The organism is Microbacterium sp. SW12 (genome assembly GCF_055391095.1).
Map to the genome: position 1 here is coordinate 145,352 of NZ_AP024335.1, position 26,419 is coordinate 171,770.

22 protein-coding genes are annotated in these 26,419 nt (G+C 67.8%); 10 read left to right on the top strand and 12 right to left on the bottom strand.

Annotated features, from left to right (window positions below):
• Position 1 precedes the first annotated feature (1 nt).
• On the top strand, positions 2-1,462 hold the full coding sequence (purF, locus tag MICSW_RS00750) for an amidophosphoribosyltransferase (protein WP_464496480.1): 1,461 nt from the start codon (positions 2-4) through the stop codon (positions 1,460-1,462).
• A 30-nt stretch (positions 1,463-1,492) separates the two neighbouring features.
• Here the strand turns inward: purF and MICSW_RS00755 are convergent, their stop codons facing one another.
• The gene (locus MICSW_RS00755; RefSeq protein ID WP_228179361.1) at positions 1,493-1,678 is read right to left on the bottom strand and encodes a DUF3073 domain-containing protein; all 186 of its coding nucleotides are present in this window, start codon (positions 1,676-1,678) and stop codon (positions 1,493-1,495) included.
• Positions 1,679-2,002: 324 nt separating this feature from the next.
• Here MICSW_RS00755 and MICSW_RS00760 point away from each other — a divergent pair, with 324 nt between their 5' ends.
• The gene (locus tag MICSW_RS00760) at positions 2,003-2,395 is read left to right on the top strand and encodes a universal stress protein (RefSeq protein WP_464496481.1); all 393 of its coding nucleotides are present in this window, start codon (positions 2,003-2,005) and stop codon (positions 2,393-2,395) included.
• Between the two features lie 99 nt (positions 2,396-2,494).
• Here MICSW_RS00760 and MICSW_RS00765 read toward each other — a convergent pair whose 3' ends face one another.
• Positions 2,495-3,109, bottom strand: a complete 615-nt coding sequence (locus tag MICSW_RS00765; protein ID WP_228179394.1) for a PadR family transcriptional regulator — start codon at positions 3,107-3,109, stop codon at positions 2,495-2,497.
• On the bottom strand, positions 3,109-3,960 hold the full coding sequence (locus MICSW_RS00770) for a DUF4097 family beta strand repeat-containing protein (protein WP_292730051.1): 852 nt from the start codon (positions 3,958-3,960) through the stop codon (positions 3,109-3,111). Before MICSW_RS00770 ends, MICSW_RS00765 begins: the two co-directional genes overlap by 1 nt.
• 139 nt (positions 3,961-4,099) lie before the next feature.
• Between MICSW_RS00770 and MICSW_RS00775 the strand changes: the two genes are divergently transcribed.
• Entirely contained in the window at positions 4,100-4,873 is a 774-nt protein-coding gene (locus MICSW_RS00775; protein WP_228179358.1) for a MerR family transcriptional regulator, read from the top strand.
• A gap of 77 nt (positions 4,874-4,950) precedes the next feature.
• On the opposite strand, the gene MICSW_RS00780 is transcribed toward MICSW_RS00775, so the two are convergent.
• Positions 4,951-5,112 carry a hypothetical protein gene (locus tag MICSW_RS00780; RefSeq protein WP_228179357.1) on the bottom strand — a complete coding sequence of 54 codons (162 nt, stop codon included), beginning with the start codon at positions 5,110-5,112 and terminating at the stop codon, positions 4,951-4,953.
• Positions 5,113-5,288: 176 nt separating this feature from the next.
• Between MICSW_RS00780 and MICSW_RS00785 the strand changes: the two genes are divergently transcribed.
• The 3 genes from MICSW_RS00785 (at position 5,289) to MICSW_RS00795 (ending at position 9,842) form a co-directional block, all read left to right on the top strand.
• The gene (locus MICSW_RS00785; protein ID WP_292732406.1) at positions 5,289-5,690 is read left to right on the top strand and encodes a fluoride efflux transporter FluC; all 402 of its coding nucleotides are present in this window, start codon (positions 5,289-5,291) and stop codon (positions 5,688-5,690) included.
• The gene (locus MICSW_RS00790; RefSeq protein WP_292801265.1) at positions 5,687-6,061 is read left to right on the top strand and encodes a CrcB family protein; all 375 of its coding nucleotides are present in this window, start codon (positions 5,687-5,689) and stop codon (positions 6,059-6,061) included. The genes MICSW_RS00785 and MICSW_RS00790 overlap by 4 nt, the downstream gene beginning before the upstream one ends.
• Before the next feature lie 103 nt (positions 6,062-6,164).
• Entirely contained in the window at positions 6,165-9,842 is a 3,678-nt protein-coding gene (locus MICSW_RS00795) for an efflux RND transporter permease subunit (RefSeq protein ID WP_464496482.1), read from the top strand.
• Here MICSW_RS00795 and MICSW_RS00800 read toward each other — a convergent pair.
• Positions 9,830-10,750: an aldose 1-epimerase family protein gene (locus MICSW_RS00800; RefSeq protein ID WP_464496483.1), complete on the bottom strand. Its 921-nt coding sequence runs from the start codon at positions 10,748-10,750 to the stop codon at positions 9,830-9,832. The two genes, MICSW_RS00795 and MICSW_RS00800, sit on opposite strands and share 13 nt — an antisense overlap.
• A gap of 296 nt (positions 10,751-11,046) precedes the next feature.
• Between MICSW_RS00800 and MICSW_RS00805 the strand changes: the two genes are divergently transcribed.
• Positions 11,047-13,179 carry a DEAD/DEAH box helicase gene (locus tag MICSW_RS00805; RefSeq protein WP_464496484.1) on the top strand — a complete coding sequence of 711 codons (2,133 nt, stop codon included), beginning with the start codon at positions 11,047-11,049 and terminating at the stop codon, positions 13,177-13,179.
• Between the two features lie 139 nt (positions 13,180-13,318).
• Here the strand turns inward: MICSW_RS00805 and MICSW_RS00810 are convergent, their stop codons facing one another.
• Positions 13,319-15,433: an intein-containing Rv2578c family radical SAM protein gene (locus tag MICSW_RS00810; RefSeq protein ID WP_228179351.1), complete on the bottom strand. Its 2,115-nt coding sequence runs from the start codon at positions 15,431-15,433 to the stop codon at positions 13,319-13,321.
• A gap of 236 nt (positions 15,434-15,669) precedes the next feature.
• On the opposite strand from MICSW_RS00810, the gene MICSW_RS00815 reads away from it, so the two are divergent.
• On the top strand, positions 15,670-16,833 hold the full coding sequence (locus tag MICSW_RS00815) for an acyl-CoA dehydrogenase family protein (protein ID WP_464496485.1): 1,164 nt from the start codon (positions 15,670-15,672) through the stop codon (positions 16,831-16,833).
• A gap of 162 nt (positions 16,834-16,995) precedes the next feature.
• On the opposite strand, the gene MICSW_RS00820 is transcribed toward MICSW_RS00815, so the two are convergent.
• The 6 genes from MICSW_RS00820 to MICSW_RS00845 form a co-directional block, all read right to left on the bottom strand.
• Entirely contained in the window at positions 16,996-17,820 is an 825-nt protein-coding gene (locus MICSW_RS00820) for an energy-coupling factor transporter transmembrane component T (RefSeq protein WP_464498454.1), read from the bottom strand.
• Positions 17,795-18,052: a hypothetical protein gene (locus MICSW_RS00825; RefSeq protein ID WP_464496486.1), complete on the bottom strand. Its 258-nt coding sequence runs from the start codon at positions 18,050-18,052 to the stop codon at positions 17,795-17,797. The genes MICSW_RS00820 and MICSW_RS00825 overlap by 26 nt, the downstream gene beginning before the upstream one ends.
• Positions 18,013-19,647, bottom strand: a complete 1,635-nt coding sequence (locus MICSW_RS00830; RefSeq protein ID WP_464496487.1) for an ABC transporter ATP-binding protein — start codon at positions 19,645-19,647, stop codon at positions 18,013-18,015. The genes MICSW_RS00825 and MICSW_RS00830 overlap by 40 nt, the downstream gene beginning before the upstream one ends.
• Positions 19,648-19,742: 95 nt before the next feature.
• The gene (locus MICSW_RS00835; RefSeq protein WP_228179348.1) at positions 19,743-20,288 is read right to left on the bottom strand and encodes an ECF transporter S component; all 546 of its coding nucleotides are present in this window, start codon (positions 20,286-20,288) and stop codon (positions 19,743-19,745) included.
• Between the two features lie 39 nt (positions 20,289-20,327).
• Positions 20,328-21,323: a pirin family protein gene (locus MICSW_RS00840; protein WP_228179347.1), complete on the bottom strand. Its 996-nt coding sequence runs from the start codon at positions 21,321-21,323 to the stop codon at positions 20,328-20,330.
• A complete protein-coding gene (locus MICSW_RS00845; RefSeq protein WP_228179346.1) occupies positions 21,320-21,643 on the bottom strand; it encodes a GNAT family N-acetyltransferase in 324 nt (107 codons plus the stop codon). Before MICSW_RS00845 ends, MICSW_RS00840 begins: the two co-directional genes overlap by 4 nt.
• A gap of 105 nt (positions 21,644-21,748) precedes the next feature.
• On the opposite strand from MICSW_RS00845, the gene MICSW_RS00850 reads away from it, so the two are divergent.
• Positions 21,749-24,358, top strand: a complete 2,610-nt coding sequence (locus tag MICSW_RS00850; protein WP_464496488.1) for a DEAD/DEAH box helicase — start codon at positions 21,749-21,751, stop codon at positions 24,356-24,358.
• Between the two features lie 53 nt (positions 24,359-24,411).
• Positions 24,412-26,367, top strand: a complete 1,956-nt coding sequence (gene recQ / locus MICSW_RS00855) for a DNA helicase RecQ (protein ID WP_292727396.1) — start codon at positions 24,412-24,414, stop codon at positions 26,365-26,367.
• Positions 26,368-26,419: the final 52 nt, after the last annotated feature.

Here is a 26,419-nt window from a genome sequence, read left to right on the forward strand (position 1 = left end):
CATGTGTGGAATCGTCGGCATGGTCGGGCGGGGCTCGGTCAACCAGGAGATCTACGACGCGCTGCTGCTGCTGCAGCACCGCGGGCAGGACTCGACCGGAATCGCCACAGCGGAACCGAGTGGCGTCTTTCACATCACCAAGGCGCGGGGGCAGGTCCGTGAGGCGTTCCGCACGCGCGACATGCGGTCGCTGCTCGGCACGATCGGGCTCGGTCACGTCCGGTACGCCACCAAGGGCACGGCATCCAGCGAAGAAGAAGCCCAGCCCTTCTACGTCAACGCGCCCTACGGCATCGTGCTGGTGCACAACGGCAACCTCACGAACACCCGCGAACTCACCGACGAGCTCTTCCACAAAGACCGTCGCCACCTGAACACGAGCTCTGACACCGAACTCCTGGTCAACGTCCTCGCCGGAGAGCTGCAGGCGACGGTATCGGGGCTCGACCTCGAGCCCGACGAGATCTTTGAAGCAGTCTCCCGTGTCCACGCTCGCGTGGAGGGCTCGTACGCTGCCATCGCCCTCATCGCGGGCCACGGCCTGCTCGCGTTCCGCGACCCGTTCGGCATCCGCCCCCTGATCTTGGGGACGCGCAAGGCCCCCGACGGATCGTTCGAGTGGGTTGTTTCGTCCGAGTCGCTCGTGCTCGAAAACGGCGAGTTCGAGGTAGTCCGCGACGTCATGCCGGGCGAGGCGGTGTTCATCGACCTCGACGGACACCTGCACACCAAGCAGTGCGCCGAGGCTCCGCAGCTCGTGCCGTGCTCGTTCGAGTACGTCTATCTCGCCCGCCCGGACTCGATCATGAACGGGATCTCGGTCTATGAGGCGCGGCTGCGCATGGGCGACCGCCTGGCCGACACCATCGCGAAGTACACGCCCGCAGGTGCCATCGACGTCGTCATGCCCATCCCGGATTCATCCCGGCCCGCCGCGATGCAGGTCGCGCGCAAGCTCGGCATCGAATACCGCGAGGGGTTCTACAAGAACCGCTACGTCGGACGGACATTCATCATGCCGGGCCAGTCGGCCCGCAAGCGCAGCGTGCGTCAGAAGCTCAACGCGATGTCGAGCGAATTCAAGGGCAAGAACGTGCTGCTCATCGACGACTCGATCGTGCGGGGAACTACCTCGAAGCAGATCATCCAGATGGCCCGGGATGCCGGCGCGACATCCGTGACCTTCGCCTCGGCTGCCCCGCCGGTGCGCTACCCACACGTCTATGGCATTAACATGCCGACCCGGCACGAGCTCGTCGCGCACGGCCGATCCATCCCCGAGATCGCCGAAGAGCTGGGTGCCGATTACGTCGTCTATCAGGAGGTAGCCGACCTCAAGGCTGCGATCCTCGAAGGCTCGGATGTCGACGACCTCGACATGAGCTGCTTCGACGGACGCTACGTCACCGGAACAGTGACGGAGGAGTATCTCACTTGGGTCGAGGCCAGTCAGGAGTCCTGAGTGGGAGCGCGATGACGGGACGAGGCGCGCTCAGGCGGTCTCGTCGAGTTCGTCATCCTCGTCGTCGAACTCATCGGCCCACTTGTCGACGTACAGATCATCGTCGGACGGGTGACCCAGTTCCTTCTCGAGCGCCGCATAGTTGACGCTCGGGCTGTAGGACTTGAGTTCGCGGGCGATCTTGGTGTGTTTCGCCTTTTGACGGCCACGCCCCATGCGAGACCCCCTCATTTCTGACCCGCGGGCTGAAGCGCGGGTCTCCGCACTCCGCAGCCCGTGCATTCACGAATCCGGTCTTTCGCCGGGAAGAGTAGCATTCAGAATATCACGGAGCCCTCGAGGGCCCGCGGCTGTGCGCCCCTCGGCTCCGCATGTCGAGGAGGGAATCCAGATGGCGGACGAACGACCGGAGCTCACAACGGCACCCCTGGACGCGGAGGCGGTCCGCGGCGCGGTGATCGTCGGGGTCGTCCCCGACCAGAATCCTCGGGTCGTGAAGGAAGCCGCGAAGTACGCCGCCATGATGAAGGCCCCCTCGTTGTGGCGCACGTCGATGTCACCAGGTTCGTCACGTACGAGGATCCCGACGGATACGTGCACTCCGCACCGATCGATGTGAACATCGCTCCCGGTGAGGCCGACTTCGACCTCGTGCGCGCGTCAGTCGCTCACGCGCTGGAGGGAATCGACGTCGAGTGGCGTATCCATCAGCTCGTCGGCGACCCGGCGCTGGCCCTCAAGCATCTTGCGGAGCAGATCGATGCCCGGTTGCTCGTTGTCGGAACCCGCAAGCGCGGCATCGGCGAGTCGATCCGAGAGTTCTTCACCGGATCGGTCGCTGCCCGCCTCGCGCATCGGCAGGCGCGCCCCATCCTCGTCGTTCCGCTGGGGGAGCCGGCGCCTGACGACGAGGACCTCTGGCCGACCAGCTGACCGGCCCGAACGCAGGATCGACCGGCCTTTCACGGCCCCCCACGCGCGGGGAGGCGGATTCATCCTGCAATCGGGTCGCGTGCGCTGCCCCTGTGAGCTTCAGCCGCGGAGTGAGCGGGTGATGGCGCGGGTCACCTCGTCGAGGCCGGTTGCCAGTTCGTCGACGACGGATGCCGTGAGGGTGCCGCCCTTGGCGACGTGCGTCCGCAGATCGGTTCGTACCTGGGCGCGGAACTCGCTGATGGCAACCTCTGCGCGGTGCAGTTGCTCCCGCGAGATCGAACGCAGGTCGTCGGTGACATCCCGCACCTGCTCGCTGCGGTCCTGCCGCTCGGCCCGGCTTGCGGCGGCGAGGTCGGCGCGCAGGCTCTTCATCGCCTCGCGTACCGATCCGCGCACCTCGTCGGCGATCAGGCGCACCGAATCGGCAAGCCCCTCCTCGATGCTTCTGAGGTCACCGGCGCGGGAAGCCACCTCGGCGCGGCCGGCATCCGTGATCTCGTAGATCGTCTTGCGACCGTCGACGGTCTTGGTGACCAGACCCTCTTCCTCGAGCTTCGCGAGCCGCGGATAGACGGTGCCGGCGCTGGGTGTGTACGTCCCACCGGTGCGATCCGACAAGGCCTGCATGATGTCGTAGCCGTGCCGCGGCCCCTCGTCCAGGAGCGAGAGCAGGTACAGGCGCAGGTCGCCGTGAGAGAAGACCGGGGCCATCACAGGCCCTCCGCCTCGCTCGCGGCATCCGCCGGTTCTGCGGCGGGGGAACGGCGCAGCACCGTGAGTCCGCCGGCAACGGAGTTCGTGCGGACATCGACGAACGACCCGCTGAGCTCGCCGGTGGAGCCGCTGTAGTTGGTCACGCCGCTTCCCGACCGCATGACGCCATCGATCTGGACGCGACCGCTCACGCTGCGCACGACGAAGTTCGCCGGCAGCCCCTCATCGAGCCGAATGGTAGCGCCGCCGCTCACCGTGTTGAGACTGATGGCGTGCGCATTGCCGGTCGTGTCAACGAGCATGTCGCCCGAGACCGTGTCGATCGTCGCCTTGCGGATGCTGCCGGTCGCAGCGACATCTCCCGAGACACTGTTCGCCGACAGCGTGCCCGTGAGGTCCCGGATCTGGACATCCCCCGACACTGCGTTGACCGTCACGTCGCCGCTGAGGCCATCGACGATGATGTCGCCCGACACCGTGTTGAGGCGAGCCCCGGCCTCGAGACCGGATACGAGCGCGCTCGCGTTCACGACCCCGAGGTTCAAAGCCACCGATCGGGGGACAGCGACGCTGACCTCTGCCTTCGGGCCGCCGGAACCGAAGTTGCGGAACGCCTCGAGGAAGTTGTCCCAGCGCAGCTGTGGATGGTCGATCTCGACGAGGTCGCCGGTTGCTTCGATGCGCAGGTCTTTGACGGTCACCCCGTAGACCTCGATTCGCACCCCGGGTTCGTCGTGGGCGACGACATCAACCTGGCCACCGACGAGGCCGATCTTGAGGGTGCGCACGTCGTCGAGGTCGATGACGCGCGTCTCTCCCGGGTGAATGAGCCACTTCTCAAGGGTCACGGTCCGCTCCGTTCAGGGTCACATGAAAGATCAAACGCGATATAACGCGATTTGAGAATAACGCGTTATATCGCGTTGCACAAGTGTCCACGAGCGACGAGTTGACATTGACGCAACGTCAACTTCTACCGTGGATGCCATGACGGAATGGAGCATCCACGAGGTAGCACAGCGGTCGGGCGTGACGACGCGAACCCTGCGGCATTACGACGCCATCGGCATCCTGTCTCCCACGCGCACGGGAGCGAACGGATACCGCTACTACGGACCCGAGGCGCTCGTGAGACTGCAGCGGATTCTGCTTCTGCGAGACCTCGGTCTCGCGCTCAGCGACATCGCCGAGGTGCTTGACGCGCAACAGGACCCCGCGGAGGCATTGCGCACCCACATCGGGTGGCTCCGTTCCGAGCAGGAAAGGCTCGCGCGGCAGATCGCCGCGGTGGAGTCCACGATCACGGCATGGGAGGGAGGTGAATCGATGATGAACGACGACATGTTCGACGGCTTCGACCACACCGTCTACAAGGACGAGGTCGAGCAGCGCTGGGGCGCGGAAGCGTATTCGCGCTCAGACTCATGGTGGCGCTCGCTCGGCACTGAGCAGCAGGCTGCGTGGAAGAACACGAGCGCCGAGCTCGCCGGGGACTGGGTTGCGGCGGCTGAGTCCGGCATCGAGCCAGGCTCGACCGAGGCACAGGCTCTCGCGGAGCGCCATGTTGCATGGTTGCGCGCCATTCCCGGCACCCCGGCCCATCAGGGCGAAGCCGGGCTGAAGCCCTACGTCCTGGGGCTCGCGGAGATGTATGTAGCCGACCCCCGTTTCGCGGCCAACTACGCGACATCCGGCGGCGGAAACGGCGGAGCCGAGTTCGTGCGAGACGCGCTGGCGGAGTACGTGAACTCCCGCCTGTAGACGTGCACGGCCGACACGAAAAACGGATGCCGCTCCCCTCCCCCGAGGAGCGCGGCATCCGTTTTCGGGCTACGCGGTCAGCTTCTGCCGCCGCTGATCACCCTGAAGAGGAAGGCGATGAGAGCGATGACGCCGACGATCAGGGCAACCCACAGCAGCCAGCTCAGGGCGCTGTTGAGGCCGCCGACGATTGCCAACACGACAGCAATGATGATGACAAGGAGCAGTGCGATGTTCATGGGGCACCTTTCGTTAGACGTCCGGGAGCATGCCCGACGCGTGTCGGGCGGACTCGCCACACCGTGACGATTTCACTGCCGCGGCCGCACCACAATGGGGTTGTTTCCCGGCGGCGAACCCGGTATGGACGCCCTGCGGAACGTGACACGACGCGGGGGAGCGTTAGCCTGGGCCGATGGCGACCAGACCGCGCTTCTCGGGGGTCCACCTCTGGCTGGTGTTCGCCGGGGGCACGATCGGAACTGCGGCGCGACTTGTCGTTCTGCTCGTCGAGGATCCGTCGATCCAGTGGCTCTCCATCCCTCTCATCAACATCGTCGGCTCGTTCCTGCTCGGGGTGGTCACCGGCATGGCAGAACGCCAGGCCGACCCCGCCCGCGCCACGAGGATGCGCACCTTCTGGGGCGTGGGCGTCATGGGAGGGTTCACGACGTACTCGAGCTTCGCCGTGCTTGCGGTGGACCCGGCATCGCTGCCGCTGGCGGTGGTCACCGTGCTCGCCGGGCTTGCGGCTGCCGCCGCGGGACTGTGGATAGCCCGCCCCCGGCCGACGTCAGCGCATGGACACTCAGCATGAGTCCGCTCCTGCTCGCTCTGGGCGCGCTCGCCGGCGGCGTCGGCGCGGCGCTGCGCTACAGCGCTGACGTCGCCATCCTGCGCTGGTGGGGCCCGCCGTGGGGCGTGCTCATTGTCAACGTCGTCGGGTCGTTCGCTCTCGGCATCCTCACCGGCTCTGCCGCCCCCGCTGATCTGCAGTTCGTGATCGGCGGAGGTCTCCTCGGAGGCTTCACCACCTTCAGCGCCGTCTCGGTCACGACACTGCTGCTGGCCGAAGAGCGGCGGGGGCGGATGGCGATCGTCAATGTCGTCGGAACGTTCGTGCTCGCGCTCGCCGCCGCCGCGGGCGGGCTTGCGCTCGGCGGAGCGCTCGCTGCCGCGTCGAGCTGATCGGGACTTTTCGGGATATCCCCCGGAATCACCGTGCGAAGATGGGGACGATACACCCGCGTATCGTCGCGTCCCGACCGCACCGAGCACAGCAAAGGCCACCGTGTCGAAACTCGCCGTCCTGAGCCTGAAAAACCGCGCCCTCATCGCGCTGGTCACGATCGTCGCTGCCCTGTTCGGCAGCCTCGCGTTGACCAACCTGAAGCAGGAACTGATCCCGTCTATCGAGTTCCCGGCCCTCATCGTCGTCACGACCTACCCGGGAGCCTCCCCCGAAGTCGTCGCCAACGACGTGTCGACGCCGATCGAGACCGCCATCCAGGCCGTCCCCGGCCTCGAGTCGACGACCGCGACCAGCACGACCAACGCCTCGATCGTGCAGGCGTCGTTCACCTACGGCACCGACCTCGGCACTGCCGAGCAGAAGATCACGCAAGCGATCAACCGGATCTCCTCTCAGCTGCCCGAGAACGTCGAACCCAACGTGCTCTCGGCGAGCATCGACGACTTCCCCGTCATCCAGATCGCCGTCACCGGCTACGACGACCAGCAGACCATCCAGGCGACACTCGAGTCCGTCGCGATCCCCGAGCTCGAGGATGTCGACGGCGTCAACGCCGCGCAGATCGTCGGTGGCACCGGCCAGCGCATCACGATCACGCCTGACCCGGCAGAGCTCGCCGCGACCGGCTACACGCAACAGGCGATCCGCGACGCTCTCGACCAGAACGGCGTGCTCTTCCCGGGCGGTCAGATCACCGAAAACGAGCAGACCCTCACGGTGCAGACCGGCTCGAAGATCACCTCCGTCGATGCGGTAGCGGCGCTACCGCTCGTTCCCACGGATGCCGAGCAGTTCCAGGCCGGAACGGTCACGATCGCCGACGTCGCCACCGTCGAGCAGGGCCAGGACCCCGTCGCGACGATCTCTCGCGTGAACGGCGAGCCGGCGGTGACGATCGCGATCACGAAGCTCCCGGCAGCCAACACCGTCGATGTCTCGCACGGCGTGCTCGACATCCTGCCCGACCTCGAGCAGCAGCTTGACGGAGTCACCCTCACCGTTGTCTTCGACCAGGCCCCCTACATCGAGCAGTCGATCGAGACTCTGGCCGTTGAAGGTGGATTCGGCCTGCTGTTCGCGGTGCTCGTCATCCTGCTCTTCCTGCTCTCGGTGCGTGCGACGCTCGTGACCGCGATCTCGATCCCGACGAGCGTGCTCATCACGTTCATCGGGCTGCAGGCGTTCGGGTACTCGCTGAACATCCTGACCCTCGGGGCCATCACAATCTCGATCGGACGGGTCGTGGATGACTCGATCGTCGTGATCGAGAACATCAGGCGCCACTACGTGGGCAAGGCCGACAAGCTGACCTCGATCGTGCGCGCAGTCAAGGAGGTCGGGTCGGCGATCACGTCCTCGACCATCACGACTGTCGCCGTCTTCTTGCCCATCGCCTTCGTCGGCGACGTCACCGGAGAACTGTTCCGCCCGTTCGCGTTGACCGTGACGATCGCGCTGCTGGCTTCGCTGCTTGTTGCGCTCACGATCGTGCCCGTGCTGGCCTACTGGTTCCTCAAGCCCGGCAAGCCGCTGCTCGATGAGGCCGGGCGCGAGATCGACCCCGAGAACCCGGCAGCTCCGCTCGATCGGCTCCAGCGCGGGTACACCCCGATCCTGCGCTGGACGCTGCGCCACTCCTGGGTGACCCTCGGCCTTGCCGTGCTCGTCCTCGTGGGTACCATCGCCGCCGCGCCCCTGATGAAGACGAACTTCCTCGGTGATTCCGGGCAGAACACGTTCACGATGACCCAAGACATCGGTCCGGCGCCGAGTCTCGAAGCCGAATCCGCGGCCGCTGAGCCGGTCGAAGAGGCTCTGCTGGGCATCGAGGGCATCGAGACCGTGCAGGTCTCCATCGGCTCCAGCGGCAATGCGCTGCGCGATGCCTTCACCGGCGGCGGCAGCGGAATCACCTACTCCATCACGACCGAGGAAGGCGTCGACCAGGTCGCCCTTCGTCAGGAAGTACAGGACACCGTCGAGGCGATTCCCGATGTCGGTGAGATCACCGTGGCGGGAGGCAATGGCGGCTTCGGCTCGACCGACATCGAGGTAGACGTCACGGCTCCCGACGCGTCAACGCTGCAAGAGGCGACGGATGCCGTGGTCGCAAGCCTCAGCGACCTCGACGACGTCAGCCAGGTCACCAGCAACCTGTCAGCATCCCTGCCCTTCATCTCGGTCCGGGTCGACAGCGACAAGGCAGCGTCGCTCGGCCTGTCGGAAGTCGCTGTGGGCGCGATCGTGTCGAGCACCATGCAACCGCAGAACATCGGCAGCGTTGAGGTCGACGACACCTCGCTGACGGTTTACCTCGCCGCGAACGACCCGCCGACCACGATCGACGAACTGCGCAACCTGCAGGTGTTCACCGCCCAGGGGCCTGTGCCACTGTCGGATGTCGCAGTTGTCGAAGAGGCCCAGGGGCCGACCTCGATCACCACCGAAGGTGGCACGCGCACCGCGACAGTCACGGTCACGCCGGCTACCGACAACCTCTCGCAGGCGACGGCATCCGTCACGGAAGCGATTGACGCGGCTGACCTGCCCTCGGCCGCGCGCGCTAGCCTCGGCGGTGTCGCAACCGACCAGGCTGACGCGTTCAGCCAGCTGGGGCTCGCGCTGCTGGCGGCCATCCTGATCGTGTACGTCGTCATGGTCGCGACCTTCAAATCGCTGCGCCAGCCGCTGCTGCTCCTCATCTCGGTGCCGTTCGCGGCGACCGGAGCGATCCTCCTGCAGATCGTCACCGGCATCCCGCTGGGTGTCGCCTCGCTCATCGGTGTGCTGATGCTCATCGGCATCGTCGTCACGAACGCCATCGTTCTCGTCGATCTCGTCAACCAGTACCGCGAGAAGGGCCTGAGTGCCTACGATGCGACGATCGCCGGTGGTACGCGGCGTCTTCGCCCAATCCTGATGACCGCGCTGGCCACGATCCTCGCGCTCACTCCCATGGGACTCGGGATCACCGGCACGGGCGGATTCATTTCGCAGCCGCTCGCGATCGTCGTCATCGGCGGACTCATCTCGTCCACCGTCCTGACGCTGCTCGTCCTGCCGACGCTCTACAACCTCGTCGAGGGCGCGAAGGAGCGGCGCCAGGCAAAGCGCGCGGCGAGGTCGGGGCAAACGGATGCCGAGGGCGCACTCGCGCTCGCGGGGGTGGCGGGCGCTGCGGGTGGTGCTGGCGCGGGTGGTGCCGAGGACGTGCCGCTGACGCGCCGTGAGCTGCGCGAACGTGAAGCCTTGCGGACCGGCCAGATCCCGATCCAGGCGCCGGCGGAGCCCGACGAGGTGAGCGATGCCGCGACAGGCGCACCTGAGACAGGCGACGTACCGACCTCGGCTGACTCGGATGCCGCGGAGGAGGCCGTCGACGGCGCTGAGCCCGCGTCCGGCGATGCTGACCGCTCAACTACCGACGTCGGCGAGGACGACGTGGATACTGTCGCTCCCGACGCCGGTGAGCCGGAAGCCGTCGAGCCCGAAGCCTCCGAGCCGGAGGCCGCCGACGCGGAGTCTGGCGAGCACGAGACCGACGACAACGTCGCAGCCGATGGGCACACCGCAGAGCCCGAGGCTGCCGCCGACGGTGATGATGCGGCGTCCGCGGATGCCGAGCCAGCGTCGCCGGAGTCAGCCGACAGTTCCGAGCAGACCGACCTCGCCGCCGAGAACACGGACGACGACGAAAACGGTCGTCAGCCCGAGTAGGAGACTCCCCAGCTCACGGTCCAGGTCTCGCCCGGCGCCAGCCAGCGCAGACCTCGACCGGAGTTGAGGGCGTCCGGCACCGCGCTCATCGGTTCGATAGCGACAGCCAACTCGCGGTTCGGGTAGCGGTCGGTCGTGTACACCTGCACGTAGTCGAGCTCCGGGCCCTGCCAGATCGTGACGGTCCGGCCATCCGGCGCGCTGAGACGGTGGCGCATCATCCCGTCGGCGTCACGAGCGATGTCGGTGTAGCAGGTGTTGAGCGAGACATCCCCGAGGCGGGCGCCGCTGCGCAGGTCGGATGCCGCATCCACCGGCACCTCGTCGATCGGGATCAGCGCGTCATCGAGCACGAGCATCTTCGCGCCCGGCGAGGTGAGCACCAGGTCGGCTGTCGGTACGTCGCCGAGCGTGAAGTACGGGTGGGTGCCGAGGGCTGCCGGTGCGGCATCCGTGCCGACGTTCTCGATGATGTGGGTGACCTCGATGCCGTCGGCAGTGAGCGCGTACGTGACTGTCGTGTCGAGCTGGAACGGGTAGCCGCTCTGGGGAAAGACTGTGGCCGCGAGCGTGAGCCGGTCGCCGGACTGCTCGGCCACCGTGTACGGCATGAAGCGCAGCAGCCCGTGCGATGCGCCCCCGACCGACGGGTCGGTGATCCACAGCTGGTAGGTGGTGCCGTTGTGGCTCCACTTGCCATCGCGGACGCGGTTCGGCCACGGCACGAGCACGGTTCCGGATGCCGCGGGCGCCGGCATCCCCTGCGGGTACGGTGCGATGAGGTCCACGCCATCGACGGTGAGCCCGCGGATCGTCGCACCCACCTGGGTGAGGTGCGCGGTCACGCGACCGTCGGCACTCGAGAGGTGGAACTGCTCCCCGGTGGGGTCGTGGCGGATGTCGGGCATGGGTCCTCCTCGGCGGGCGTCGTGCCCATGCTAAAGGCCGTGGGTGATGCATCCGACCTTGCCTGCCGTGGTTGCCGCGGCGCGGGGGTTTCCCAGGGTGAGCCTGTACGCTGGATAGGTCGGCTCTGGACATTGCCATGTATGGCGAGTGGGTTTGTGAGTCCTTGGGGCCGATGGTGAGCGCCGATCGGCGTGCATGACCATCACATGAATGGCCCCCGGCCAAGAGAGTCCGGGCCTGTCGAGCGCGTCTCGACTGCTGTTCTCGTGCGAGAGAACCCAGGAAGAACACACCCATGCCCAAGAGCAAGAAGCCGGCCGGCGGCCGCGCAGCCAAGAACTTCGAACCGCGCTACGGCGAGAAGACCGCGTATCAGGACCGCAAGCGTCGCCCTGGCACGTCGTCGGCCGGAAAACCCGGCAGCAAGAGCCCCAGCCACCGCGGCTACCGCCCCGAGACTGCAGAGTCGGACGCGGCGCCCAAGCGTCGCTGGACCGCGCAGGAGCGCGCAGGTCGCGATGAGGCCCGCGCCATCCGTACCCACGCCCGGGACGATCGTCCGCGCCGCGATGACCGCCCCGCACGCGATGAGCGCCAGCGCTCCGGTGGCTATGGCCGCAGTTCGCGCGATGACCGGCCGCGTCGGGACGACCGTCCGTCGTACGGTGACCGTCCGCGTCGGGATGACCGCCCCTCGTATGGGGATCGCCCGCGTCGGGATGACAGCCCGTCCTACGGTGACCGTCCGCGTCGGGATGACCGCACCGGCTACTCGGATCGTCCCCGTCGTGACGACCGCCCCGCCTACGGCGACCGTCCGCAGCGTGAGGGTCAGGATCGTTACTCGGAGCGTCCGCGTCGGGATGACCGTGCGCAGCAGGACCGCTACTCCGATCGTCCGCGTCGTGACGACCGCCCCGCCTACGGTGAACGTCCGCGTCGGGATGACCGCGGTGGTCATGGCGACCGCGCGCGCCGCGACGACCGTCCGCAGCGCGAGAGCCAGGACCGCTACGGAGACCGTCCGCGTCGCGGTGACCGACCCTCCTACGCAGACCGCCCCCGTCGTGACGACCGCGCCGGTTACGGGGATCGTCCACGTCGTGACGATCGTCCGCGTCGCGACGACCGTCCAAACCGCTCCGACTGGAACGCTCCGACGCGCACGGCTGCCCACGAAGAGCACGTGGATGTCGTCCACGAGCGTCTGCAGGCCGAGGCCGTTCAGGCTGACGCTGTCGAGGGCGTCGGTTTCGGTGACCTGGGGCTCGGCGAGAACATCGTCCGTGTGCTCGCCGAGCTGGGGGCGGCATCGCCGTTCCCGATCCAGGCTGCGACCATCGCTCCGATCCTCGAGGGACGCGACGTGCTAGCCCGCGGCCGCACCGGCTCGGGCAAGACCATCGCCTTTGGCGCCCCGCTCGTGGAGAGCATTCTGCGTTCGCAGGCAGGAAGCCGTCGTGAGTTCGGTCGCTCTCCCAAGGCTCTGGTTCTCGCTCCCACGCGTGAGCTCGCGCTGCAGATCGACCGGACGATCCAGCCGATCGCCCGCAGCGTCGGCCTGTTCACGACGCAGATCTACGGTGGCGTGCCGCAGGCGCGCCAGGTCGGTGCCCTCAAGAAGGGCGTCGACGTCATCGTCGGCACGCCGGGCCGCATCGAAGACCTCGTCGAACAGGGCAAACTCGACCTCTCCGAGGTTCGGATCGCGGTCCTGGATGAAGCCGACCACATGTGCGAGCTGGGCTTCCTCGAGCCGGTGCAGCGTATCCTGCGCCTCACCGCTGACGGCAGCCAGAAGCTGCTGTTCTCGGCGACGCTCGACCGTGAAGTTGCCGCGCTCGTCGACGAGTTCCTCGTCGAGCCCGCCGTCTACGAGGTTGCTGGCGAGGACCAGGATTCGAGCACCATCGAGCACCGTGTTCTCGTGATCGACCACCGCGACAAGGCAGAGATCCTGACCTCGCTCGTCGACCGCGACGGCAAGACCCTCGTGTTCGCCCGCACGCGTGCGTACGCCGAGATGCTCGCGGAGCAGTTCGACGACGCCGGCATCCCGTCCCTCGCGCTGCACGGGGACCTGAACCAGGCCAAGCGCACGCGGAACCTCGAGAAGCTGACCTCGGGGCGGGTGCGGGTGCTCGTCGCCACGGATGTCGCCGCGCGCGGCATCCACGTCGATGACATCGACCTGGTAGTTCAGGCCGATGCTCCCGACGAGTACAAGACGTACCTGCACCGCTCGGGTCGCACAGGGCGGGCCGGTCGTGAGGGCCGCGTTGTGACGCTCATCACGCGTCAGCGTCGTCGCCGGATGACCGAGATGCTCGACCGCGCCGAGATCGACGCGCCGTTCGAGGACGCGCGCATCGGCGACGACCTGCTCGAGGAGATCGCGGGCCGTCAGCTCGCCGACGTCGACGCCTGACGCGCCGCACCACTCCCGGCACTCCCGCGCCTCTGGCACCCTGCGCTAGGTAGGAAATATCTCCGAGGTAGGACGAATCCCCACCGGATCGTCCTACCTCGGGTATTTGTCCTACGTCGAAGAGGAGTCGTCAGCGGCGTCAGAACAGCATGGCGGCGGCGTCAGCCCGCCTGCCGCGCGAGGTCGTGACGACGGATGCCGCCGCGCGGCGCGCAGCCAGACCGGGGACCGGCTCGCGTGGGGGAGCTTCTTCTTCGGCGTGGCCGGTCAGTCCGTGCACCCGCAGCAGCGGACGGACGCGCTTGGCCAGCCATTGCCGGTAGGCCTTCGGCGCGTAGGCGGAAGCGCCCGGATAGAGTCCGCGATACGAGCCGACCAACTCCGGATGCTCCCGCTCAAGCCATTGCCAGAACCACTGCTTCGCCCCCGGCCGCAGGTGCAGCGCGCCGAAGACCACCCGGTGTGCACCGGCTGCGCGGATGCGCCCCAGTGCGTCATCGAGCGTGGCGATCGAATCCGTGAGGTGGGGGAGGATCGGCATCAGGAACACAGTGACGCGGAATCCGGCATCCGTCGCTGCGCGGACGGTCTCGAGCCGCGCCGCGGCGCTCGGGGTCCCCGGCTCGAGGGTGCGCTGTAGTGCATCGTCGAAGACGGCGATCGACATCGCGAGCGAGATGTCGACCTCACGGGAGGCTTCCGTCAGAAGCGGAAGATCGCGGCGCAGCAGCGTGCCCTTCGTGAGGATCGAGAACGGGGTACCGGCATCCGTCAGCGCCTGAATGATCCCGGGCATGAGTCGGTACCGTCCCTCGGCCCGCTGATAGGGGTCGGTGTTCGTGCCGAGCATGACTGGGTCGCCCGTCCAGGAGGGTCGCGCGAGTTCCGTGCGCAGCACGTCGGCGACGTTGACCTTCACGACGATCTGCGAATCGAAGTCGCGCCCGGCGTCCAGCTCGAGATACTCGTGCGTGCCTCGGGCGAAACAGTTGTGACTGATGACGCCGTTCGCGATGAAATCACCGGTGCCGGTCGTGATGTCGACCATGTCGATGCTGTGCCCGAGGTCTTCGATTCCGACGACGCGGAGGTCACTCGATGTCTTCACCGCACCGTCGACGATCGAGAGCTTTCTCGTGATCGCGGGCCGTGAGATCTCGAAGAAACGCATTCGCGAAGCCAGCCCGCCCGTGACCCGGATAGCGCTCACCCCGTTCGGCCGCGGCCCCTCGGTGACGGCAGGGATATCAAAGCACGCAAGTGCCTCGCGGACCGTACCGAGCACGTCCTCGTTCTTGTTGCTGATTCTCAGCACACCCCGCGAACAGGAGCCTTCGGCGTCGAAGATCCCGCCCAGGTATCCGGCCAGCCATTCCTCGCTCGGGTCTGTAGGTCGCTGGATAAGGGCCTCAATTGCGGCCACCGCCTCTTTGCGTGCTGTATGGATAGCGAGCATGGCGCGCCGCTGCTCGGTTGCAGCTGTAAACGGCCTGACGTTGGTGGGGATTCCCTCGAGCGCCAATAGCGCCTGGGTGCGTTCGAGAGCCTCCGTGTCCGCGAGAGCGAGCCGAAAGGCGTGAATCGCGCCGGTGCGACCCCCACGCGGGTATGTCTTGTGCAGAATCATCCCGTCGCCCTTAATCATCCCCGCAAGGTAGCCCAGCCGCCACCATCTGTCGGTGGCGTCGTGCCCTGTGACTCTCGCCGCTCCAATCCCGAAACCCATCAGCCGGTTGTTAAAAGTTAGGTAGGGACGCTGCTCCGGTCCACTCATCGCTCCCGTCACGTGCTTCCAGCCTCGCTCGGTCAAGAAGCGGTGATCGGCGCTTGCGACGAGCTCTGTCCCATCGGCGAGGGTCACGCGGTGTGCGCGTCGGACCGTCGCCCACTTCGCGCGCACCGTTGTGGCAACGTACCGGCGGTACTCTCCGCGGCGTTCGGTGCCGATGATCGATTCTCCGACTCGAAGATCGCCGAGGGCGCGGGTGCGGCCGTCGGCGAGCAGGATCATGGTTTCCGGAGCTAGGCAGTACGAGCAGGCATGACTGCATCCCCGGTAGGGGTTCACTGTCCAGTCGAACGGCATCCCCGAGGCGCCGGGCACGTGGTTGAGGGCGCTCTTGGCGACGACCTCGTGAAAGGTCATCCCCGCGAACTCGGGTGTCGTAACGGATCGGACGAAGCCGCCGAGGTGCTCCATTCCGGGCAGCGCGTTGCCATCGCTCGCGCCGATCGTCTGCCCGTTCCACCGCATGCGCACAGTCGAACAAAAATACGATCAACTGTCAACCCGCAGGTTGGATTGCCCGAACTGGATGCCGAACCTGGAGGCATCCTACAAACGCGAGACGCAGTACCGCCCGACGTGAACCGCAATCCCACACGGGGTTCGAAGCTGCACCGGTACGCGGGCATAGAATCGCGTCGGCGACGGGGCCGATCCGCCGATTCCGGCAGGCCCGCGCCATCGATGTGGAAGGAAGGGCTCACATGGAGCGCGACATCTACGACGAAGACCACGAGGCGTTCCGCGACGTCGTCAAGGAGTTCGTCAAGCGTTACGTCACGAACGAGGCGATTGCCCGGTGGGATGCCGAAGGCGAGATCGACCGCGAGACGATGAAGGCCGCGGGTGAGTCCGGCCTCATCGGCCTGTCGGTGCCGGAGGAGTTCGGCGGCGCCGGGATGCTGCAGGACTACCGTTTCCGCGCGATCGTCATGGAAGAGGTCATCGCGGCAGGCTCGGGATCGCTGGCCGGTGCTTTCGGCATCCAGGACGACCTGGCCGTGCCCTACCTCGTGCACATGGGTACCCAGGAGCAGAAGGAGAAGTGGCTTCCCGGTATGGCGACCGGTGAGGTGATCGGTGCGCTCGCCATGACCGAGCCCGGCGCAGGAAGCGACCTTCGCGGCATCAAGACGATCGCGAAGAAAGTCGACGGCGGCTACGTCGTCAACGGCGCCAAGACCTTCATCTCCAGCGGCAAGACCGCCGACCTGGTGGTCACCTTCGTCAAGACCGGCGAGGGCAACCGCCCGGATGCCTTCAGCCTGATGCTCATCGAGAACGGTATGGAAGGCTTCGACCACGGCAAGAAGCTGCACAAGATGGGCTTCCACGGCCACGACACCGCTGAGCTTTCGTTCAGCGACGTCTTCGTTCCCGAGGAGAACCTCATCAGCGGCCGCGAGGGCATGGGCTTCGTGCAGCTCATGATGAACCTGCCCCTCGAGCGCATGTCGATCGGTGTCGCGGGTGCCGCCGCGGCTCAGGCAGCCCTGGACTGGACCTTGGCCTACACGAAGGACCGCGAGGCCTTCGGGGAGCGGATCGCTGACTTCCAGAACACCCGATTCCGGCTTGCCGACATGGCTGCCGACGTCGAGGCGCTGTGGGCATATACCGATCGGGTTATGCGCGCGTACGCCGACAAGAAGCTCTCGGCCGAGGAGGCCGCGAAGTACAAGTTCTGGGCGACCGAGCGAGAGTGGGCGGTCCTTGACCTCGGGGTCCAGCTGCACGGCGGGTACGGCTACATCACGGAGTACCCGATCGCGCGCGCGTTCCTCGACGCTCGCGTCCACCGCATTTACGGCGGTACCAACGAGATCATGCGCGAGATCGTCGGGCGTGACCTCGCTGGCAAGCGCTGATCACACCTGCGACAGGATGCCGCGACACCGCCCTCTCAGGAGGCGCGGGTCGCGGCATCCGTCGTTCGTGGTGCCTTGGCGAGGGACAACTCGGCTGGGTGAAGGACAACTCGGCTGGGCGAGGGACAACTCGGCTGGGCGAGGGACAACTCGGCTGAACGGTTAGGCGATGCCCCAGGGGAAGAAGAGGGCGAAGAGGGCGGCGGAGGCTAGCCAGAAAGCGGCGATGAAGACGACGTCGCGGGCGCGGAACGGCACGAGGTGTCGCTCGGTGCGATCGGGGTAGGCGCCGAAGGCGCGGGAGTCCATCGCGAGGGCCACCCGCTCGGCATGACGGATCGCGCCGGCAAGCAGCGGCACGAGATAGCTGGCCCAGCGGCGCAGACTCGCGATCGGTCCGCGCCCGCGGTGCGCGCCGCGCACGCGGTGGGCCTGCCGGATGATTTCAAGCTCGTGACCGAACCGGGGCACGAAGCGGAACGCGGCCAGGGCTGTATACCCGATCCGGTACGGGACGCGCAGCTGCTGCACGCAGGCCCGCACGAGATCGGGACCGGTCGTGCTGAGGCCCGGGATGAGCGAGAGCGCGAGGATCGCAGCGAGCCGCAACCCCGTTGCGAGTCCGATCTCGAGAGCGCCGCTGTAGAGGGTCCATGCCCCGATCTGCAGCACGGGCGGGGTGTCGGCGACGAGTGCGGCATCCGTCCAGAGCGCGAAGCCGAAGCCCAACACCGCTATGGCGCCGGGTATCGCCAGTGCGAGAAGGACGGCGGCTCGGATGCTGAGACTCACGCCGACGAGCAGCACGAGGTACGACAGCGCGAGAAACGCCACCGGTGTCGCAAGATCGCGCACGAATACGAGCAGCACGAGCGCCGGAAGGACCGCTGCCATCTTCGCAAGCGGGTTCAGCCCGTAGAGGAAGCGCACCGCAGAGGTGCGCCGCACGGCGGCGTACGGGTCATCGGCAACGGATGCCGGGAGCATTGTCGGCGCCGTCGTCACGGGCCACCCCGGGAAGGTCAGCAACGCGGGTGACCGTTCGCAGTTCCGGGTGCGTGGCGAGCGGGGCGAGGGCGCGCGCGAGCGGCGGGACCCGCAGGCCCGCGCGGGCGATGAGCTCGGCATCCGCGAACACCTCGCCCGGCGCTCCGCACGCCGTGAGGCGTCCCGACTCCATCACCGCCACGCGGTCGGCGTACTCGGCGACCAGCTGCATGTCGTGGGTGACGACGATGATGGTCGTGCCCTCACGGTTGAGGTCGCGCAGCAGACCGAGAAGTTCGTCTGCTCGGGCGCGATCTTGTCCGAACGTCGGCTCGTCGAGGACGAGCACGCGAGCGCCGGCGACAAGGGCGGTTCCGACCGAGAGGCGCCGCTTCTGGCCCCCGAGAGCAGGAACGGATGAACGTGCGCGCGCTCGCGCAGCCCGAAGCGGTCGAGAAGATCGAGGGTGCGCCGCTCGATTTCCGCCTCGTCGAGGTGCTGGCGTCGCAGGCCGTGCGCGATCTCGTCGAACACTGACGCCGCGATGAACTGGTGCTCGGGGTTCTGAAACCCGAACCCCACATGGGTCGACAGAGCCCGGTCATCCAGGCGGGCAACATCGAGGCCGTCGATCCGGACGGTGCCCCGGGGCGGCGTGAGCACCCCGGCCAGAGCCTGGATCAGCGTCGTCTTACCCGCCCCGTTCGCACCGACGATAGCGAGGAAATCGCCGTCGCGAACCTCGAGCGAGACATCCGTCAGAACTTCCGTCTTCTTGCGGCGCAGCGTGAGTCCGCGCACCTCGATGCGCGTGCCGGATGCCGACACCCGTGTCTCGGTCGCCGCACCCGCACCCGACCCCGCCTCGCGTGTAGCGGCAGGAGCGGGCTGACGATCGAGTGCCGCGCGCAGTTCGTCGGGACTGATCGGCAGCGTGTCGAAGCGGTACCCGGCCTCCCGCAGGCGCAGAGCCGCGAGCGTCGAGGTCGGCAGCCACACGCCGAGGTCGTGCAGTTCGGCCGCGCGCCCCCGCAGGATCTCGTCAACCGCCCCATCGGCGATCACGACGCCCGCGGCATCCAGCACGACGACGCGGTTCACGAACGGGGCGGCGGCGTCGAGGTTGTGCTCGATGAGCACGATCCCCTTGTCGCCGGATGCCGCGAGCTCGTCCAGGGCGGCATAGACGTCATCGATCCCGCGGGGATCGAGGTTTGCCGTCGGTTCGTCGAGCACGAGAAGGGGCGAACCCATGGCCAAGGCGCACGCGATTGCGAGCCGCTGCCGACCGCCTCCGGAGAGGCGATCGGGGTTCTCTGACCGCCGTTCCCACAGCCCGACCCGACGCAGCGCACTCTCGGCGCGGGCGAGCACCTCGGCTGCCGGCAGACGTAGGTTCTCGGGCCCGAACGCGACCTCGTCGAGCAACGTGCCAGTGACAAGTTGCGCGTCGGGGTCCTGGAACACGATCCCCACCTGGGTCGACAGCTGCGCGACGGAGTGCGTCGCGGCATCCATCCCGGCTACCTCGACGCGGCCCGTCAACGTGGCGGGAACGGCGTGCGGGATGAGCCCGTTCATGGCGAGGGAGAGCGTCGACTTGCCCGAACCGCTCGGCCCGAGAAGCAGCACGACGTCGCCGCGCGACACCTCGAACGACACGGATGCCGGGGTCGCGGCATCCTCACCCTCGTGTGTGATCCCGACCTCGCGCAGCTGCAGCAGCCGCGCGTGTTCCCTGCCGTGGGTCGGCTTCGGTGTCGCCGTCTCGCCGGGAGCGGGGGCGACGGAGGCCGAGCGTGCGGCGGAGTCGGGGGGAGCTGTCACGGGTCCTCGTCGGGAAGGGAAGTATGCCCTAACTTAGCTGAACCTAACTCCACGCGCCCCGAGATTCCGGTTTCGCGAGGAAGCCGCGTGGAGCGTCACGCGCGCCGCGCGACGCCAGCGCGCCGCAGCGAGACGCCGATTCCCAGACCCGCAGCAGTCCACGCGACGGGGCCGAGCACGGCCACGATGAGGTAGATGATCTGGGCCAGCAGCGGAAGGGAGGCGAGGTCGGCGGCGAAGGCGACGACGACAGCGACCAGGATGCCGATGACGACGGCCGAGATGAAGAACCGCCAGGCATCCCACACCCGGTAGCGGGTGAGGGCGGCAACGAGCTCCTGGATGCCGCCGAAGAGGATCGCGGTGCCGAGGAACCGCAGCGCCCACTGGGGAGCCATGGCGCTGGCCACGAGGGCCGCGAACACGTGGCTCAGGAGCGCGACCCAGGGCAGACGGATGACCTCCTGCGCGATGATCCCCGGCAGCACGTGTGCGCCGAGAACGAATCCGTAGAAGATCGGTGCGATCCCGAGCACGAACGGCGTGACCCAGCCCGCAATACCCGCGAGGAGCCCCGTCGCGACGCCGATGGCGGCGGTCGTGAGGAGCACACGCGTCGTCAGGACGGAGGATCGGGCCACCGTATCAGCGTACTGCCGCGTTCGGGACCAAAGTCGGTCTCAGAGACGTCTGCGCCGTCGGGTCAGTCGCACTCCGGGCAGCGGCGGGGCGGGGATGCGCTCCGGGCCGTGGTCGATGACGTGACCGAATCGGGCAGCCGCGTTCTCCCAGTCCTCGCGGGCGGCGACGATCTCGTCGTGTGAGCGTCCGACGAAGTTCCACCACATCACGATCTCGTCCGGGAACGGTTCGCCCCCGAGTAGGAAGATCCGCGCGCCCCCGGTGGATCGCAGGGTGATCGCGTCGCGGTGTGTGCCGAGGTAGAGCAGGTGGTTCGTATCTAGTTCGGCGGTGTCGTGCGCCTGCCCGCCGGGTGCGCCGCTGACTGTCACGTCGCCATCGATCAGCAGCAGCGCGTGCTCCCACGCCTGTTCGAGCGGCACGAGCACGTCAGCTCCCGGCGTCAGCTCCAGTTCGGCACCGACGATCGGGGTGTGTGCGGTGGCCGGTGAGGACGCGTCGCCGAGTGTTCCGAGCACGACGGTAGCCTGCGCGCTCCCCGAGGCGGCTGGCAGGTCGAGCACCGGAAGATCCGCGTGCTGTTCGAAGGATGCCTCCCCGAACCGGGTTGCGTCGGGAAGAGCCACCCACAGCTGCAGGGCGTCGAGGTCGACATCCGTCTCGCCTACCGAGTATTCGGAGTGGGAGATCCCGGCGCCCGCCGTCATGAGGTTGAGCACCCCTCGACGCACGATCACGTCGCTGCCGACCGAGTCGCGGTGGCGCACCTCGCCGTTGATGGGCCACGTCACGGTCTGCAGGCCGATGTGCGGGTGCGGCTCGACGCGCATGGTGGTTCGCTGCGGCCCGAACCGGTCGAGAAAGCACCATGCCCCGACAAGGGGCAGGTCGCGCTGCGGGAGTGCCCGGGAAACCTGCATCGCGCGCAGTCCCCCGAGCGGCACATCCCGCATCTCGAGGTTCAGCAGGCGGGGTCCGTCGCAGTCGGCTGCACCCTCTTCGGCGACCGCTGCGTCGGAATCGAGGCGGGTCATTCCTGGGGCGCTGACCCGTGGGGCCACGCGATGTCGAGCCCGTTCACCTCGTGCTTCTGCAGGTAGCGCACCACGAACGAGCACTCCGGCACGACGGTCTCGCCGCGGGAGGCGACATCCGCCATGGCCTCCCCGATGAGTTCGGTTCCGAACCCGCGGCCCGAGAAGGCCGGATCGATCTCGGTGTGGGGAAAGACGAGGCGGCCCTGCTCGTCGGCGACGAATTCGGTGAAGCCGGCGAGAGCTCCGTCGAGGCTGATCTCGTATCGTCCCTTGGCGTCGTTGCGCACGACCTCGGGGGTCACATCCGTGTCGGTCATCAGCTGTCCTTTCGTTGCTTCCTCCCAACGTACGTGGCGGCCTCGGTGTTCCGCGAGGGTTGGCTTCTCGGGCATCGCTGCACTCCCGTCAGGCAGACTCGGGTGGTGACTCCTTCACCGACGCTCGCGGACGCGGTGACAGACGCCGCCCCGGATGCCGTCTATGACACGTTCGTTGCCTGGGCCGAGGGGCGCGGCATCCGTCTCTACCCCGCGCAAGACGAGGCTGCCATCGAGCTGGTCTCGGGTTCGCACGTGGTGCTGTCGACCCCGACCGGCACCGGCAAGTCGCTCGTCGCGATCGCTGCCCACACCGCGTCCCTGGCTCGCGGCGGCCGTTCGTATTACACCGCGCCGATCAAAGCGCTCGTGGCCGAGAAGTTCTTCGCGCTCGTCGAGATCTTCGGTGCCGAGAACGTGGGAATGGTCACCGGCGACTCGTCCGTCAACGCAGACGCACCGATCGTCTGCTGCACCGCTGAGATCCTCGCGAACGTCGCCCTGCGGCAGGGCACGGATGCCGACATCGACGCCGTCGTGATGGACGAGTTCCACTACTACAGCGACCCCGAGCGCGGCTGGGCGTGGCAGGTGCCGCTGCTGCTTCTTCCGCGCGTGCAGTTCCTGCTCATGTCGGCGACCCTCGGCGATGTCACCCCGATCGTGTCCGACCTCGAGCGCCGCACGGGACGCGAGGTGGCGCAGATCACCGGCGTCGAGCGCCCCGTGCCGCTGCACTTCTCGTATGAGCGGCGCCCGGTCCACGACGTCGTCGAGCGGTTGCTGGAGGAGGCCGAGACTCCGATCTACATCGTCCACTTCTCGCAGGCCGCGGCCCTCGAGCGGGCCCAGGCGCTCATCAACACCAAGATCGCCTCGCGCGAGCAGCGCGATCAGATCGCTGCCGAGATCGGCGGGTTCCGGTTCACGACGGGGTTCGGCAAGACGCTTTCGCGCCTGGTGCGCGCCGGCATCGGCATCCATCACGCCGGGATGCTGCCGCGCTACCGGCGCCTCGTCGAAACCCTCGCCCAGCGGGGCCTGCTCAAGGTCATCTGCGGCACCGACACCCTCGGCGTCGGGATCAACGTGCCCATCCGCACGGTGCTCATCACGGCGCTCACGAAGTTCGACGGCACCCGGATGCGGCAGCTCAGCGCCCGTGAGTTCCATCAGGTCGCAGGTCGCGCGGGCCGGGCCGGATTCGATCCCTACGGCAACGTCGTCGTGATGGCGCCGGAGTGGGAGATCGAGAACGCGGTGGCCCTCGCCAAGGCGGGCGACGACGCTGCCAAGCGCAAGAAGATCGTGCGCAAGAAGGCCCCGACCGGCCAGGTGAACTGGGGCGAGGGCTCGTTCGAGCGGCTGGTCGCCGCCGAACCCGAGCCGCTCACCCCGCATCTGCAGCTGACCGCCGCGATGCTCATCAACGTCATTGGCCGCGGCGGAGACGTCTTCGGGAACGTCCGCTCTCTCGTGTTCGACAACCACGAACCCCGCGCCCGGCAGTACGAGCTCGCGCGCCGCGCGCTGGCGATCTTCCGCACGCTGCGGACGGCAGGGATCGTGGATGCCGATGCTGACGGCATCCGTCTCACCGTCGATCTGCAGCCGAACTTCGCCCTGAACCAGCCGCTCTCCCCCTTCGCGCTCGCTGCGATCTCCCTTCTCGACCCCGACGCGAGCGCCCTGGCGACCCCTTCCGTCCCCACGAACTCCGCAGAATCGCACGAACTCCGCAGTCCTGAGCCAGAATCCTCCGAACCTGGCGCGAATCTGCGAACGTCGGGTTCCACGACCACGGCCGGCACTGGCCACTACGCGCTGGATGTCGTGAGCGTGATCGAGGCGACCCTGGATGACCCCCGCGCGATCCTCTCGCAGCAGGAGTTCCGCGCGCGGGGTGAAGCGGTGGCGGCCATGAAGCGCGACGGGCTCGAGTACGACGAACGGATGGCGCTGCTCGAAGAGATCACCCACCCGAAGCCGCTGGCAGAGTTGCTTGCCCAGTCGTTCGCGGTCTTCGCGTCGAGCCAGCCGTGGGTCCTCGATTTCGAGCTCTCGCCCAAGTCAGTCGTGCGAGACATGTACGAGCGGGCGATGTCGTTCGGGGAGTTCGTCTCGTTCTACCAGCTCGCCCGCAGCGAAGGTCTGGTGCTGCGCTACCTCTCGGATGCCTACCGTGCCGTCCGCCAGACCGTGCCCGCCGAGGCGCACACAGACGACCTGCTCGACCTCATCGAGTGGCTCGGCGAGCTGGTCAGGCAGGTTGACTCGTCGCTCGTGGACGAGTGGTCGGCGCTGATCGATCCGGCGGCCGACCCCGAAGCGCCGGTCGTGCCACCCGCGCCGCCGTCCGTGCTCACCAACCGCCGGGCCTTCACCGTGCTCGTGCGCAACGAACTGTTCCGCCGGGTGCAGCTCGCGGCCCTCCAAGACGACGACGCGCTGGCAGAACTCGATCCGGGCGTCGACTGGTCTGCGGCGATGGATCGGTACTACGACGAGCACGACGAGATCCTCACGGGCGGTCCCGCGCGCTCGCCGCAGCTCTGCGTCATCGATACGACGGATGCCGACACCTGGCGGGTCGAGCAGATCATCGACGACCCCGCCGGAGACCATGACTGGCGCATCCGTGCCGAGGTGGACCTTGCGGCATCCGTCGAGGAGGGAACCGCTGTCGTTCGCGTCACTGAGGTCGTGCGGCTGTGAGCGGCGACGGTGCTGGCCGTGGCAGCGTCAGCGGCGCCGGATACGGTGGAGCGGTGAGCACGCCCGAAGACCCCTACGCCGATCTGGTGTGGGATCCCGACGATCTCGCGCCACCTCCCGACGGCGAGGAGCCGCCCGAGGACTGGGCGCCGGCCGCCGCCGGCATCCAGGCCGCACCTGCGGCTCCCGCCCGCTCGTTCGCAGGTGCAGATCCGCTCGCCGTGCTGGGCGAGGTGTACGGATACGACTCGTTTCGCGCCGACCAGGCCGACATCGTCGACCATGTCACCGCGGGCGGGGATGCCGTCGTCTTGATGCCGACCGGCGGCGGCAAGAGCATCACGTACCAGGTTCCCGCGCTCGTGCGCGAGGGCACGGGCCTGGTGATCTCGCCCCTCATTGCCCTCATGCACGACCAGGTCGAGGCGCTGCGCGCCAACGGCGTGCGAGCTGCGGCGCTGAACTCCACGCAGTCAGCGCCCGAGCGCGCCGACACCGAGCGCGCGTACCTGAGCGGTGAGCTCGACCTGCTCTACGTCGCCCCCGAGCGTCTGTCGGGCGCCGCGACGACGGCACTCCTGCAGCGCGGGCGGCTGAGCGTCATCGCTATCGACGAAGCCCACTGTGTGTCGCAGTGGGGCCACGACTTCCGACCCGACTACCTGGCTCTCGGTGATCTCGCCGAGCGCTTTCCCGGTGTCCCCCGCATGGCGCTCACCGCTACCGCAACGCGTGAGACCCACCGCGAGATCACCGATCGGCTTCGCCTTCCCGACGCCCGCCACTTCGTCGCGAGCTTCGATCGTCCCAACATCCAGTACCGCATCGAGCCCAAGACCGACGTGCGCCGCCAGCTCACCGCGTTCGTGCGCGCCCAGCCCGCCGGCGCATCCGGCATCGTCTACGCCCTGAGCCGCAAGAGCGTCGAGCAGACCGCGGCGTACCTGCGTGGTCAGGGTATCGACGCACTGCCGTACCACGCGGGGCTGGATGCCGCCATCCGTGCCGCGAACCAGCAGCGGTTTCTGCGCGAAGACGGCGTCGTCATGGTCGCGACTATCGCCTTCGGGATGGGCATCGACAAGCCCGACGTCCGGTACGTCGCCCACATCGACCTGCCGAAATCGGTCGAGGGCTATTACCAGGAGACCGGTCGGGCCGGCCGCGACGGTGAGCCGTCGGTGGCGTGGATGGCGTACGGCCTCGCGGATGTCGTGCAGCAGCGGCGCCTCATCGACGGCGGCGAGGGCGATCTTGCCCGCAAGCGCCGCCAGCATCAGCACCTGGATGCCATGCTCGCCCTCTGCGAGACCGTCGAGTGCCGGCGGGTGAATCTGCTGGGGTACTTCGGCCAGCCCGCCGAGGCCTGCGGCAACTGCGACACGTGCCTCGAGCCGCCCCAGACGTGGGACGGACTCGTCCCGGCCCAGAAGCTGCTCTCCACGATCGTGCGCCTCCAGCGCGAGCGCGGCCAGGCGTACGGGGCGGGGCAGCTCATCGACATCCTGCGCGGCGCCGACACCGAACGGATCCGCCAGCTCGGTCACCAGAGCCTCGCGACCTACGGCATCGGGTCCGACCTGTCAGACCAGGACTGGCGCAGCGTCGTGCGCCAGCTCCTTGCCCGGGGCATCCTGGTCGCCCGCGGTGAGTACGGCACGCTCGCTCTCGGCGAGGCGGCTGGCCCCGTGCTCAAGGGCGAACAGGCGGTGCCCCTTCGGCGCGATGTCGCTGGACGCGTGGGATCGGCGCGCGTGCGCAAGACCGCCGCGACTGATGTCGCCCCGGCTGACCGCGACCTCTTCGAGGCGCTGCGGGCGTGGCGGGCCGAGACCGCGCGCGAGCAGGGAGTGCCCGCCTACGTCGTCTTCGGCGACGCGACCCTGCGCGCGCTGGCCGCCACCCGCCCGACCTCGGCCGCGGGACTCGAGGGGATCACCGGCATCGGGGCGAAGAAGAAGGATGCCTACGGCGACGCCGTCCTCGCCGTCGTCGCCGCTCACGCCTGACTCGACAACCCGGAGGCGTTCAGTCCCGCAACGAGCCAGTGCGAGGCGCCCC